The organism is Streptomyces sp. NPDC096132, assembly GCF_044763345.1.
Classification (GTDB): domain Bacteria; phylum Actinomycetota; class Actinomycetes; order Streptomycetales; family Streptomycetaceae; genus Streptomyces.
In genome coordinates this window covers 559,528-573,439 of the sequence record NZ_JBIWGA010000004.1, presented here as the reverse complement: position 1 = coordinate 573,439, position 13,912 = coordinate 559,528, and the positions used below count along the sequence as shown (strand labels likewise).

General features: G+C 69.6%; 5 protein-coding genes, 1 tRNA gene and 1 rRNA gene. 6 read left to right on the top strand and 1 reads right to left on the bottom strand.

Features of this window, described 5'->3' with window-relative positions; genetic code table 11:
- Nucleotides 1-159 precede the first annotated feature (159 nt).
- The 3 genes from rrf (at nucleotide 160) to ACIRF9_RS13105 (ending at nucleotide 1,201) form a co-directional block, all read left to right on the top strand.
- Nucleotides 160-276: ribosomal RNA gene (gene rrf / locus ACIRF9_RS13115) — 5S ribosomal RNA — on the top strand.
- A 114-nt stretch (nucleotides 277-390) separates the two neighbouring features.
- Nucleotides 391-1,053: a DegT/DnrJ/EryC1/StrS family aminotransferase gene (locus tag ACIRF9_RS13110; protein ID WP_403819940.1), complete on the top strand. Its 663-nt coding sequence runs from the start codon at nucleotides 391-393 to the stop codon at nucleotides 1,051-1,053.
- Between the two features lie 75 nt (nucleotides 1,054-1,128).
- A tRNA-Thr gene (locus ACIRF9_RS13105) sits at nucleotides 1,129-1,201 on the top strand.
- A 59-nt stretch (nucleotides 1,202-1,260) separates the two neighbouring features.
- Here ACIRF9_RS13105 and ACIRF9_RS13100 read toward each other — a convergent pair.
- Nucleotides 1,261-3,999, bottom strand: a complete 2,739-nt coding sequence (locus ACIRF9_RS13100; protein ID WP_403819892.1) for a SpoIIE family protein phosphatase — start codon at nucleotides 3,997-3,999, stop codon at nucleotides 1,261-1,263.
- 379 nt (nucleotides 4,000-4,378) lie between these two features.
- Here ACIRF9_RS13100 and ACIRF9_RS13095 point away from each other — a divergent pair, with 379 nt between their 5' ends.
- The 3 genes from ACIRF9_RS13095 (at nucleotide 4,379) to ACIRF9_RS13085 (ending at nucleotide 13,725) form a co-directional block, all read left to right on the top strand.
- Nucleotides 4,379-9,823, top strand: a complete 5,445-nt coding sequence (locus tag ACIRF9_RS13095; RefSeq protein WP_403819889.1) for a HAMP domain-containing protein — start codon at nucleotides 4,379-4,381, stop codon at nucleotides 9,821-9,823.
- A 262-nt stretch (nucleotides 9,824-10,085) separates the two neighbouring features.
- On the top strand, nucleotides 10,086-10,772 hold the full coding sequence (locus tag ACIRF9_RS13090; RefSeq protein WP_390848118.1) for a two-component system response regulator: 687 nt from the start codon (nucleotides 10,086-10,088) through the stop codon (nucleotides 10,770-10,772).
- Nucleotides 10,773-11,004: 232 nt separating this feature from the next.
- Nucleotides 11,005-13,725, top strand: coding sequence for a DNA translocase FtsK (locus ACIRF9_RS13085; RefSeq protein WP_403819886.1), 2,721 nt, complete (start codon nucleotides 11,005-11,007; stop codon nucleotides 13,723-13,725).
- Nucleotides 13,726-13,912 lie beyond the last annotated feature (187 nt).

Below are 13,912 nucleotides of genomic sequence, written 5' to 3'. Positions count from 1 at the left end.
GTTGATAGGCCGGATCTGGAAGCACGGTAACGTGTGGAGGTGACCGGTACTAATAGGCCGAGGGCTTGTCCTCAGTTGCTCGCGTCCACTGTGTTGGTTCTGAAACCACGAACAGCCCCGTATGGCCACATACGGTGCGGCTGAACAGTTTCATAGTGTTTCGGTGGTCATAGCGTGAGGGAAACGCCCGGTTACATTCCGAACCCGGAAGCTAAGCCTTACAGCGCCGATGGTACTGCAGGGGGGACCCTGTGGGAGAGTAGGACACCGCCGAACAATCATTCAAAGGGTTGGGCCCTGAACTTCGGTTCAGGGCCCAACCCTTTTCTGCTTTCTGTCACTTGAAGTTCACGTTCCGCCCGCAGCATCCACGGCATGGGTACTGCTGCAATGCTCAGGGCCGCCGGCGTCGGCATCGGTGACGAGGTCATCGTGCCGGCTTTCGGGAACGCCGAAGTCGCCGGAGCGGTCGTCCTGGCGGGTGCGCTGCCGGTGTTCGCCGACGTGGATCCGGTGACCTACTGCCTGGACGCGGCCACTGTCGAGGCGGTCGTAACTCCGCGTACCGCGGCCATCGTTGTCGTACACCGCTTCGGGCGGCCGGCCGATGTCGCGCGGTTGCACGCCGTCGGGCAGCGGCATGGACTGCTGGTGCTGGAACAGGCGGAGTCCGAGGCGCCGTACGACGAGATCGCTCGGCGGCGGGAGCGGGCGGCCTATCTCGATGCGCGGCTGCGTGGGGTGCGGACGCCCGATGGTGGGGACGGGCACTCCTATCAGCAGTACGTGGTGCGGGTTCCGGGAAATGGCCGTCCCGATCGTGATGCCTTCGCTCGGGCTCTGCGGGGGAGGGGAGTTGAGTGCCGGGTGCCGGTGAAGACCCCCTTGCACCGGCTGCCCGAGTTCCGGCGCTGTGTGTCGCTGCCCGAGACCGAGCTGGCCGCGGACGAGACGCTCGCTCTGCCGGTGGACGCCTCTTTGACGAAGCGGGACATGCAGCGGATCGTGGCCGCGTGCAATGCGCTCGGTGGGCTGCTGCAACCGGCCTTCTGAACGAGTTTGGGAACACGGGCTCGTTCGGGGTATGATCTATTCCGTTGCCGCGAGGGAAACCTCGAAAAGCAACTGGCCCCTATAGCTCAGTCGGCAGAGCGTCTCCATGGTAAGGAGAAGGTCAACGGTTCGATTCCGTTTGGGGGCTCAAGAAAAACCCCCGCCCTTTCGGGCGGGGGTTTTCTCATGTCCGCGGCTCCTGCCGTCTCACGCCACTCGCATCGCCAGGATCGCCATGTCGTCGGACGGGGCGTCCGAGGCGAAGCGTTCGACCGCGCGCATGATGCGGGCCGCGACCGCGCCGGCCGTGAGGCCCGTACAGGTGGACAGGACGTCGGCGAGGCCGTCGTCGCCCAGCATGCGGGTGCCCTCTCGGCGCTCGGTGACGCCGTCGGTGACACAGAGCAGGACGTCGCCCGCATCGAGGGTGACCGTCTGCTCGTACAGCTCCAGGTCCTCGATGACGCCGAGGAGGGGCTGGGGCTCGGCGGCGGGCTCGACCGTGCCGTTCTGGCGCAGGCGGAGCGGAAGGGGGTGGCCGGCGCAGACCACCTTCAGCTGCGCGCTGCCGTCGTCCTGCGGGCGCATCTCGCCGTAGAGGAGGGTCAGGAAGCGGCTGCGGGCGCCCTCGTCGAGGATGGCCGAGTTGAGGCGCTCCAGGACCGCCGGGCCGCTGAGGCCCTCTCTGGCCAGCAGGCGCAGGGCGTGGCGGGCCAGGCCCGTCACGGCGGCCGCGTGCGGGCCCGTGCCGCAGACGTCGCCGATCGCGAAGCCGTAGGCGCCGTCGCTGATCGGGAAGACGTCGTAGAAGTCGCCGCCGACCTCGTTGCCCTCGCCGGCCGCGCGGTAGATGACGTCGACCTCGACGCCGTCGATCTCGGGGAGTCCCGGGGGCAGGAGGCTGCGCTGGAGGGACTGGCTGATGGCCGTGCGCTCGGAGTAGAGGCGGGCGTTGTCCAGGGCGAGGGCGGCGCGGCGGGACAGGTCCTCGGCCAGCTCCAGGATCTCCTGGCGGAAGTGTTCGTCGGTGGGCTTGCCGAGGGTCAGCATGCCGATGACGCGGTTGCGGGCGACCAGGGGGAGGACGACGGTCTCGCCGCCGACCGCGGAGGCCGTGGCGAGGGTGGGGCCGATGCCCGAGGCCACCTGGTGGGTGGGACCGCCGGTCAGGCCGAGGCTGCGCATGGAGCTGCGCAGGGCCGCCTCGTGGGCGGCCGCGCCGGGCGCCGTCCAGACGCGGGCGCCCGGGGTGGGTACCGGGTCCGGCGGGGGGATCTTCGAGAGCAACGACTTGATGCCGTCGATGAGTTCCTCGTCCTCGTGCAGGACGTAGGACAGGTACGGGTCGGAGGCCTGGTCGGCGATCGTGTAGACCGCGCACCACGTCGCCAGGGTGGGGACGGTCATCTGGGCCATCAGGGCCAGGGTCTGGTCGCGGTCGAGGGTGCCGGCCAGGAGGTCGGAGGCCTCGACGAGGAAGCTGAGCGAGCCACGGCGCAGGCGTTCCAGTTCGCCCAGGCGGGCCGACTCGACGGCGAGGGCGATGCGGTCGGCCGCGAACTGCAGGCGCAGGGCCTCCTCGTTGGAGTACCGGCCGGGGGCCTCGGCCGCGACGCCGAGGGAGCCGGTGAGGCGGCCCTCGACCTTCAGCGGCACCGTCACCACCGAGCGCATGCCCGTGCCGTTCAACAGCGGTACGGCGCCGGGGACGGCCGTGAGGTCCTCGTGGACGGCCGGCATCCGGGCCGAGCCGTAGCGGCCGGGGCCCGCCTCGACGGGGACGCGTGCGAAACGCTGGCGTGCGGAGGGCAGGCCGGTGGAGGCGCGGACCTCCAACTCGGTCTCGTCGTCGGTCGCGAGGAGCAGGAAGGCGGAGTCGCCGTCGAGCATGTCGCGGGCGCGTTCCACGGTGCGCTGGAGGAGGCCGTCGAGGTCGTCGGGGGCGGGGGAGCCGATGAAGACCTCGAAGGGGTCGGTGCTCTGGCCGTCGGCGGGCCCGGTGTCGGAGGCCGGGAGGCGCGACGGGGTCTGCAGGACGGCGCGTTCGTGGTCGCGGACCAGGAGGCAGACCGTGGAGGGCTCGCCGTCGGTGTCGCGGACGCGGAGGTGGGAGGCGTACACCGGGGTCACCCGGCCGGTGGCGCCGCGGATGCCGTAACTGCCCTCCCAGCGGGAGAGTTGGAGGGCCTCGGCGATGCCGGTGCCGGTGCCGGGCGTGTGCGGCCAGGCGGCGAGGTCGGTGAGGGGCTTTCCGGTGACCTGGTCGGCCTGGTAGCCGAAGAGTTCCTCGGCGTCCTCGTTCCAGGCCGAGATGGCGCCCGCGCGGTCGATCTGGACGACCGCGACGCGGACGCGGCTGTCCGCGAGCGGGAGGAGGTCGGCGGGGAGGGACGGGCCTGCGGCGCGGGTGCCCACCGGGCGGTCGGGGAGGTCGAGTTGGAACCAGACGTGTTTGTGGGTCGGGGTGTACTCGACGCCCCAGCGGCCCGCGATGGCCGCGCAGAGCTGGAGGCCTCTGCCGCCCTCGCGGTCGGGGCTGCCCATGGTGGCGGGGGAGCCCTGGAGGGGGATCTCGCGTTCCGGGTACCGGTCGGCCACCTCGATGCGTACGCCGTCCTCGGAGCGCAGACACAGGACGTCGGCGTGGGTGCCCGCGTGGACGACGGCGTTGGTCACCAGTTCGCTGGTGAGGACCACGGCGTCGTCGACGATGTCGGCGAAGCCCCAGCCCTGGAGGGTGTCGCGGACGAAGGAGCGGGCGGTCGCGACGGATCGCCCGACGGGCTCGAAGCTGGCGGCCGCGCGCGCGGTGATCACAGAACTCCTCGGCCGGTTGTCGACGTGGGGGGATCCCTGGCCGCCCTGGTCGCGCCGCTGCTGCGGCGGGCGCATGCCCGAAGGCCGGGGGTCCGGGGGCTGTCCCCCCGGGATCAGTCCGGTGGTCATGTGTGCGGCCGCCCCTCCGATGCCCGCTCGTGCCTCGTGCCACCGCCCAGGCCGGACGGACCGGCGCGGCTGGACAGCCGCATGCAAGGTTACTTACCTTCCCCGTCCGTGCGGATGCCGGTCACCCGTGTTTCCGCCCCGTGGGTGTGCGGACGATGTGCGAAGCTGCCGAACTGTTATGGCCGGGTTCGGTGAGGGTGAAACACTGGGCAAGCTTCTTGTGAAGGTCCGGGCAGACTGGGTGTCTTCTGAGTACAGGGGGCAGCAGCCCCCGGGGTCCGCCTGGTTTCATCGGGCGGAAAACCCAGCAGTAAGCAGCACACAGACGAGTAGCAACACCCCAGCACAGCGTGACGGTCGACCCCTGCGGGAGGGACAAGTGGAGTCTGGCGCAGCGACGCGGAGCACTAAGGCGCGCGCGAAAGGCGGACAGTCCCTGAGCAGGCGTGCACCGCGCGGAGGTACCACCACCGTGGACACGGCGGCCCTGGAGCGGCTGCTGACGGCCCTGGTGTCCATGCGGGACGGGAACTTCCGCAAACGCCTCACGGTGTCCGGCGACGGCGTGATGTCGGAGATCGCGGCCGTGTTCAACGAGGTCGCGGACCGTAATCTCCATCTCACGGGTGAGCTTTCGCGCGTACGTCGCATGGTGGGCCGGGAGGGCAAGCTCACCGAGCGGCTGGAGACGGGTGCCTGCGAGGGCTCGTGGGCGACCGCCATCGACAACTCGAACGCGCTGGTCGACGACCTCGTACGGCCTGTCTCCGAGGTCGGGCGGGTGCTGTCGGCGGTGGCCGAGGGTGATCTGTCGCCGCGGATGGAGCTGCGGACGCAGACGCCGGACGGGGCGGCCGGGCAGCCGCTGCGTGGGGAGTTCCTGAAGGTCGGGCGGACGGTCAACAATCTGGTTGACCAGCTGTCGACGTTCACCGACGAGGTCACGCGCGTGGCCAGTGAGGTGGGCACCGAGGGCAAGCTGGGCGGGCAGGCGCAGGTGCGCGGCATGTCCGGTTCGTGGAAGGACCTCACGGAGTCCGTCAACACGATGGCGGAGCGGCTGACCGCGCAGGTGCGGGACATCGCGCTGGTGACGACGGCGGTGGCCAAGGGTGATCTGTCGCGGAAGGTGACGGTTCACGTCGAGGGCGAGATGCTCGAGCTGAAGAACACCGTCAACACGATGGTGGACCAGCTCTCCGCGTTCTCGTCCGAGGTGACCCGCGTCGCGCGCGAGGTGGGCACCGACGGCATGCTGGGCGGCCAGGCGCAGGTGTCGGGTGTCGACGGTGTGTGGAAGGAACTCACCGATTCGGTGAACACCATGGCCGGCAATTTGACGGCCCAGGTGCGCGGGGTCTCCGAGGTGATGACGGCGGTCGCCAACGGTGACCTGTCGCGGAAGGTGACCGTTCCGGCGCGCGGTGAGGTCGCGCAGCTCGCCGAGACCATCAACCAGATGACCGAGACGCTGAGGATCTTCGCGGACGAGGTCACGCGCGTGGCCAACGAGGTGGGGGCCGCGGGGCAGTTGGGCGGTCAGGCGAACGTGCCCGGGGCGGCGGGGACGTGGAAGGACCTGACGGACTCCGTCAACACGGTGTTCCGGAACCTCACCACTCAGGTGCGGGACATCGCGGCCGTGACGACGGCCGTGGCGAGCGGTGATCTGTCGCAGAAGGTCACCGTGGACGTGGCCGGCGAGATGCTGGAGCTGAAGAACACCGTCAACGGGATGGTGGACCAGCTGTCGGCTTTCGGTGCCGAAGTGACGCGTGTGGCGCGGGAGATCGGTGTCGAGGGCGAACTGGGCGGTCAGGCGCAGGTGTCCGGCGCGGCGGGGACGTGGAAGGACCTGACGGACTCCGTCAACACGGCGTTCAGGAATCTCACCGGACAGGTGAGGAACATCGCGCAGGTGACGACGGCCGTGGCCAACGGCGACCTCTCGCAGAAGGTCACCGTCGACGTCTCCGGCGAGATGCTCCAGCTGAAGAACACCGTGAACACGATGGTGGACCAGCTGTCGTCGTTCGCCGACCAGGTGACGCGGATGGCCCGGGACGTGGGTACCGAGGGCCGGCTGGGCGGTCAGGCGCGCGTGGACGGTGTGTCGGGTACGTGGCGGGAGCTGACCGACTCCGTCAACTTCATGGCGGGCAATCTCACCTCTCAGGTGAGGCAGATCGCCCAGGTGACGACGGCCGTGGCGCGGGGTGACCTGTCGCAGAAGATCGACGTCGACGCGCGCGGGGAGATCCTCGAGCTGAAGAACACCATCAACACGATGGTCGACCAGCTCTCCGCGTTCGCCGACCAGGTGACCCGGGTCGCGCGGGACGTGGGTACCGAGGGCCGGCTGGGCGGTCAGGCGCAGGTGCCCGGTGTGGCCGGTGTGTGGCGGGACCTGACGGACTCGGTGAACGGCATGGCCGGCAACCTCACCGCGCAGGTGCGCAACATCGCGCAGGTCGCCACGGCGGTCGCGCGTGGTGACCTGTCCCAGAAGATCACCGTGGACGCGCGCGGGGAGATCCTGGAGCTGAAGAACACCCTGAACACGATGGTCGACCAGCTGTCGTCCTTCGCCCAGGAGGTCACGCGTGTGGCCCGTGAGGTGGGTACGGAGGGGCAGCTCGGCGGTCAGGCCGAGGTGCAGGGTGTCTCCGGCACCTGGAAGGACCTCACGCAGTCGGTGAACTTCATGGCGAACAACCTGACCATCCAGGTGAGGCAGATCGCCGAGGTGACGACCGCGGTCGCCAAGGGCGACCTGTCGAAGAAGATCACCGTCGACGCCAAGGGCGAGATCCTCGAGCTCGTCACCACCGTCAACACGATGGTGGACCAGCTGTCGTCCTTCGCCGAGCAGGTGACCCGGGTGGCCCGCGAGGTGGGCACCGAGGGCATCCTGGGCGGTCAGGCGCACGTGCCGGGTATCACGGGCATCTGGAAGGACCTCAGCGGCAATGTGAACCTGATGGCCAAGAACCTGACCATGCAGGTGCGCAACATCTCGCAGGTCGCGGCGGCCGTCGCCAACGGCGATCTGACGCGGACGGTGACGATCGAGGCGCGTGGCGAGGTCCAGCAGCTCGCCGACACCATCAACACCATGGTGAAGACGCTGAGCTCGTTCGCCGAGCAGGTCACCAAGGTGGCCCGCGAGGTGGGCACGGACGGCATCCTCGGCGGTCAGGCGCACGTACCGGGTGTGGCGGGCACGTGGAAGGACCTCACCGATTCGGTGAACGGCATGGCGTCCAACCTGACCGGCCAGGTGCGCAACATCGCCATGGTCACGACGGCCATCGCCAAGGGCGATCTGACGAAGAAGATCGACATCGACGCCCGCGGGGAGATCCTGGAGCTGAAGACGACCATCAACACGATGGTCGACCAGCTGTCGTCCTTCGCCGAGGAGGTCACGCGTGTGGCCCGCGAGGTGGGTACGGAGGGGCAGCTCGGCGGCCAGGCACGCGTGCGTGACGTCGACGGCACCTGGCGGGACCTCACCGAGTCGGTGAACGAGATGGCCGGGAACCTGACCCGGCAGGTGCGTGCCATCGCGCGCGCGGCCACCGCGGTGACGCGGGGCGACCTGAACCTGAAGCTCGACGTGGACGCGGCCGGCGAGATCCAGGAGCTGCAGGACTACATCAACAAGATGATCGCCAACCTGCGCGACACCACGATCGCCAACAAGGAGCAGGACTGGCTCAAGGGCAACCTCGCGCGTGTGTCGGCCCTGATGCAGGGGCGGCGCGACCTGGAGGACGTGGCCTCGCTGATCATGAGCGAGCTGCCGCCGCTGGTGGCCGCGCAGCACGGCGCGTTCTTCCTGGCGATGCCGTCGCCCGAGGGCACGGACGACCCGTACGAGCTGCGGATGCTGGGGTCGTACGGCTATTCGATGGGGTCGATGCCGACGTCGTTCCGGCCGGGTGAGGCGCTGGTGGGGACGGCCGCGGAGGAGAAGCGCACGATCCTGGTGGAGAACGCGCCGAGCGGCTATCTGAAGATCTCCTCCGGGCTCGGCGAGGCGCCGCCGGCGCAGGTGATCGTGCTGCCGGTGCTGTTCGAGGGCAAGGTGCTCGGGGTGATCGAGCTGGCGTCCTTCGCGCCGTTCACACAGATCCAGAAGGACTTCCTCAACCAGCTCGCCGAGATGATCGCGACCAGCGTCAACACCATCTCCGTCAACACCAAGACGGAGCAGCTGCTGAAGCAGTCGCAGGAGCTGACCGAGCAACTGCAGGAGCGGTCGGCGGAGTTGGAGCAGCGGCAGATGGCCCTCCAGGCGTCCAACGCCGAACTGGAGGAGAAGGCCGAGCTGCTGGCCCAGCAGAACCGTGACATCGAGGTGAAGAACACCGAGATCGAGGAGGCGCGGCAGGTCCTGGAGGAGCGTGCCGAGCAACTCGCCGTGTCGATGCGCTACAAGAGCGAGTTCCTCGCCAACATGTCGCACGAGCTGCGTACGCCGCTGAACTCGCTGCTGATCCTGGCGAAGCTGCTCGCGGACAACGCGGAGGGCAACCTCTCGCCGAAGCAGGTCGAGTTCGCGGAGACGATCCATGGGGCGGGCTCGGACCTGCTGCAGCTGATCAACGACATCCTCGACCTGTCGAAGGTCGAGGCGGGCAAGATGGACGTCTCGCCGACGCGGATCGCGCTGGTGCAGCTCGTGGACTACGTGGAGGCGACCTTCCGGCCGCTGACCGCGGAGAAGGGCCTCGACCTGTCCGTGCGGGTCTCGCCGGAGCTGCCGGCCACGCTGCACACGGACGAGCAGCGGCTGCTGCAGGTGCTGCGCAACCTGCTGTCGAACGCGGTGAAGTTCACCGACTCGGGCTCGGTCGAGCTGGTGATCCGGCCGGCCGGGGCGGACGTACCGGTGGCGATCCGGGAGCAGTTGCTGGAGGCCGGGTCGCTGACGGATCCGGACGCGCCGCTGATCGCGTTCTCGGTGACCGACACCGGCATCGGGATCGCGGCCAGCAAGATGCGGGTGATCTTCGAGGCGTTCAAGCAGGCGGACGGCACGACCAGCCGCAAGTACGGCGGTACGGGCCTGGGGCTGTCGATCTCGCGGGAGATCGCGCAGTTGCTGGGCGGTGAGATCCACGCGCAGAGCGAGCCGGGGCGTGGCTCGACGTTCACGCTGTATCTGCCGCTGCACCCGAGCGAGCTGCCTCCGCAGGGCTACCAGCAGGTGGTGCCCGCGCTGGAGGCCGGTGACCTGGTGGCCTCGGAGAACGGGGCGATCGAGCTGTCGGACCTGGCCGAGGCGGAGATCGTGACGCCGGCCGAGGTGAAGTCGTACCAGGAGACCCAGAACGGGGCGGCCGCGCTCTTCCGGCGCCGGCGGCGTTCGTCGAACGGCGGTGAACGGGTCGGGGAGGCGTCGCAGTGGCCGGCGCCGCAGGGTCAGCGGGGCATCCGGTTCGGCGGTGAGAAGGTGCTGATCGTCGACGACGACATCCGCAACGTGTTCGCGCTGACCAGCGTCCTGGAGCAGCACGGCCTGTCCGTGCTGTACGCGGAGAACGGCCGTGAGGGCATCGAGGTCCTGGAGCAGCACGACGACGTGGCGGTCGTCCTGATGGACATCATGATGCCCGAGATGGACGGCTACGCGACGACGACGGCGATCCGCCGGATGCCGCAGTTCTCCGGGCTGCCGATCATCGCGCTGACGGCGAAGGCGATGAAGGGCGACCGGGAGAAGGCGATCGAGTCGGGTGCTTCCGACTACGTCACGAAGCCGGTCGATCCCGATCACCTGCTGTCGGTGATGGAGCAGTGGATGCGGGAGGCGTGACGGGATCCGCTCGTGTGGCGGGAACTTGTGGAACACGTGAGGAGTTGCCGACCGAGGGTGTCCACGGCCGTGTAGCGGGGCCGGATCGGGGGAACCTTCTGGTCTCCTGTCGCGTTCCCGCTATGTGCACAGTGACATCACGGTGACAGGGTGTGGCGACGGTCGGGGTGCGGCTACCATGACCGGCACAAGGAAGGGCGGCGCAAAGGAGTCGTCCCCAGGGGCGGCGCCCGGTGCACTGCCGGGGCGAGGAGGGCGGGCCATGGTGCAGAAGGCCAAGATCCTCCTGGTCGATGACCGGCCGGAGAATCTGCTGGCGCTGGAGGCGATCCTCTCGGCGCTCGATCAGACGCTGGTGCGGGCATCGTCCGGGGAAGAGGCGCTCAAAGCACTGCTGACGGACGATTTCGCGGTCATTCTGCTGGACGTCCAGATGCCGGGAATGGACGGTTTCGAAACGGCCGCGCACATCAAGCGGCGAGAACGCACCAGGGACATCCCGATCATCTTCCTCACGGCGATCAACCACGGCCCGCACCACACCTTCCGTGGGTACGCGGCCGGCGCGGTGGACTACATCTCCAAGCCGTTCGACCCGTGGGTGCTGCGCGCCAAGGTCTCCGTGTTCGTCGAGCTGTACATGAAGAACTGCCAGCTGAGGGAGCAGGCGGCGCTGCTGCGGCTCCAGTTGGAGGGCGGTGGCAAGGCCGCGGCGGGCGGCGGGGCCAAGGAGTCGGCCGGACTGCTGGCCGAGCTCTCCGCACGGCTCGCGGCCGTCGAGGAGCAGGCGGAGGCGCTCTCCAAGCAGCTCGACGACGAGTCGGCGGACGCGGCCGCGGTGGCCACGGCGGCGCATCTGGAGCGCAAACTCACCGGCCTGCGGCGGGCGCTGGACGCGCTGGAGCCGGGCACCGGGAACGGTGCGGCCTCGGTGCCGTCGCAGAACTGACGCGAGAGGCGGGAGGCGTTGGGGGTGAGCGGGGGTCAGTTCCACGCCGTCATGGGGCCGGTGCTTCGGCTCCGCGGCGGGCGGGCACTCCGGCTCCCCACCGGGCTGACGCTCCGGCCCCCCGTCCCCGCCCTGCGGACGCGTCAGTTCCGCGCCTGCGCAGGGACGACACGAACGGGTGAAGCAGTGGGCACGCGTGTCCACTGTCGTCTCCCCCGGTAACCTCACACCCATGGCCTCACGTCCCTCCGCAGCCAAGAAGCAGCCCGCCAAGAAGGCGGCTGCTCCCGCGAAGGCTCCGGCGAAGAAGGCCGCCGCGAAAAAGGCCCCGGCGAAGAAGGCACCCGCCAAGAAGGCCGCGGCGAAGAAGGCGGCGCCGGCACCCAAGCCGGCGCCGAGTCCCACCGGGGGCATCTACCGGCTCGTGCGCGCCCTCTGGCTGGGCCTGGCGCACGCGGTGGGCGCCGTGTTCCGGGGGATAGGGAACGGCGCGAAGAACCTCGACCCGGCCCACCGCAAGGACGGCGTCGCCCTGCTGCTGCTCGGCGTCGCGCTGATCGTCGCGGCGGGCACCTGGGCCGACCTGAAGGGCCCCGTCGGCGACCTGGTCGAGATCCTCGTCACCGGCTCCTTCGGCCGGCTCGACCTGCTCGTGCCGATCCTGCTCGCGGTCATCGCCGTGCGCTTCATCAGGCACCCGGAGAAGCCCGACGCCAACGGCCGCATCGTGATCGGCCTGTCCGCCCTCGTCATCGGCGTCCTCGGCCAGGTCCACATCGCCTGCGGCGCGCCCGCCCGCAGCGACGGCATGCAGGCCATAAGGGACGCCGGCGGTCTCATCGGCTGGAGCGCGGCGACCCCGCTGACGTACGCCATGGGCGAGGTGCTCGCCGTACCGCTGCTGGTGCTGCTCACGGTCTTCGGGTTGCTGGTCGTCACGGCCACCCCGGTCAACGCGATCCCGCAGCGGCTGCGGCAGCTCGGGGTCCGCCTCGGGGTGCTGCACGACCCCGAGGCGGACGGACAGGACGAGTTCTCCGACGACGACGCGCGCTACGACGAGCAGTGGCGCGAGGCGCTGCCCGGGCGTCCCCGCCGGCGCTCGGGCGGCCGCGGGGCGTACGACCCCGACGGCGCCGAGCAGGAGGCCCTGTCCCAGCGCCGCGGCCGTCCCCGGCGCTCGGCCGTGCCGCAGCCCGCGATGGACCGGGAGCCGGACGCCGTGGACATCGCCGCGGCCGCCGCGGCCGATCTCGACGGCGCCATCATGCACGGCATGCCGCCCTCGCCGATCGTCGCCGACCTCACCCAGGGCGTGCGCGTGGGCGACCGCGAGGCGACCACGCCGACACCGGTCCCGGCCGCGCGGCCCAAGCAGGAGAAGCTCAGCTCCGGGGCCGTACCCGATCTGACCAAGGCGCCGCCGGAGGAGATCCGCGACCTGCCGCCGCGCGCCGAGCAGCTCCAGCTCTCCGGCGACATCACCTACGCGCTGCCGTCGCTGGACCTCCTGGAGCGCGGTGGCCCCGGCAAGGCGCGCAGCGCCGCCAACGACGCCGTCGTCGCCTCGCTGACGAACGTCTTCACCGAGTTCAAGGTCGACGCCGCCGTCACCGGCTTCACCCGTGGCCCGACGGTCACCCGCTACGAGGTGGAACTCGGCCCCGCCGTGAAGGTCGAGCGGATCACCGCGCTGACCAAGAACATCGCGTACGCCGTCGCCAGCCCGGACGTGCGGATCATCAGCCCGATCCCCGGCAAGTCGGCGGTCGGCATCGAGATCCCCAACACCGACCGGGAGATGGTCAACCTAGGGGACGTGCTGCGGCTCGCGGACGCGGCCGAGGACGACCATCCGATGCTGGTCGCGCTCGGCAAGGACGTCGAGGGCGGCTATGTCATGGCCAACCTGGCGAAGATGCCGCACATCCTCGTAGCCGGAGCCACCGGTTCCGGCAAGTCGTCGTGCATCAACTGCCTCATCACGTCCGTCATGGTCCGCGCGACCCCCGAGGACGTGCGGATGGTCCTCGTCGACCCCAAGCGCGTCGAGCTGACCGCGTACGAGGGCATCCCGCACCTGATCACGCCGATCATCACCAACCCCAAGCGGGCCGCCGAGGCGCTGCAGTGGGTCGTACGCGAGATGGACCTGCGCTACGACGACCTCGCCGCGTACGGCTTCCGGCACATCGACGACTTCAACGAGGCCATAAGGAACGGCAAGGTCAAGCCGCCCGAGGGCAGCGAGCGGGAGCTGCAGCCGTACCCGTACCTGCTGGTGATCGTCGATGAGCTCGCCGACCTGATGATGGTCGCGCCGCGCGACGTCGAGGACGCGATCGTGCGGATCACGCAGCTCGCGCGCGCGGCCGGCATCCACCTGGTGCTCGCCACCCAGCGGCCGTCGGTCGACGTCGTCACCGGTCTGATCAAGGCGAACGTCCCCTCGCGGCTCGCGTTCGCCACCTCCTCGCTCGCCGACTCGCGGGTCATCCTCGACCAGCCGGGCGCCGAGAAGCTGATCGGAAAGGGTGACGGTCTGTTCCTGCCGATGGGTGCGAACAAGCCGACCCGTATGCAGGGCGCCTTCGTCACCGAGGCCGAGGTCGCGGCGATCGTGCAGCACTGCAAGGACCAGATGGCGCCCGTCTTCCGGGACGACGTCACCGTGGGCACCAAGCAGAAGAAGGAGATCGACGAGGACATCGGGGACGACCTCGACCTGCTGTGCCAGGCGGCCGAGCTCGTGGTCTCCACCCAGTTCGGCTCGACGTCGATGCTCCAGCGCAAGCTGCGCGTCGGCTTCGCGAAGGCCGGCCGGCTGATGGACCTCATGGAGTCGCGGAACATCGTCGGTCCGAGCGAGGGCTCCAAGGCCCGTGACGTTCTTGTGAAACCCGACGAGCTGGACGGCGTGCTCGCGGTGATCCGGGGGGAGTCTGAGGGGTAGACGTCGCGTCGGGTACCCGGTCGTCCGTGACTCACCCGTTAGAAACCGCAGGGCAACCGTTTCCCTTTGGCGTACGTCCAGTTGAGCGAGAGGACAGGTACGGCTTGCCACCGGGGGCCGTGTCTGGCCCGTCATCGGCGTGACCGGCCATTCCGATGGCGTACAAAGTCGTACCGTCCGGTTGCCC

Bases quoted from the DNA above. Each gene is read 5' to 3' on its own strand.
- ACIRF9_RS13110 (WP_403819940.1), top strand. From the start codon at position 391: ATGCTCAGGGCCGCCGGCGTCGGCATCGGTGACGAGGTCATCGTGCCG.
- ACIRF9_RS13100 (WP_403819892.1), bottom strand. From the start codon at position 3,999: ATGACCACCGGACTGATCCCGGGGGGACAGCCCCCGGACCCCCGGCCT.
- ACIRF9_RS13090 (WP_390848118.1), top strand. From the start codon at position 10,086: ATGGTGCAGAAGGCCAAGATCCTCCTGGTCGATGACCGGCCGGAGAAT.
- ACIRF9_RS13085 (WP_403819886.1), top strand. From the start codon at position 11,005: ATGGCCTCACGTCCCTCCGCAGCCAAGAAGCAGCCCGCCAAGAAGGCG.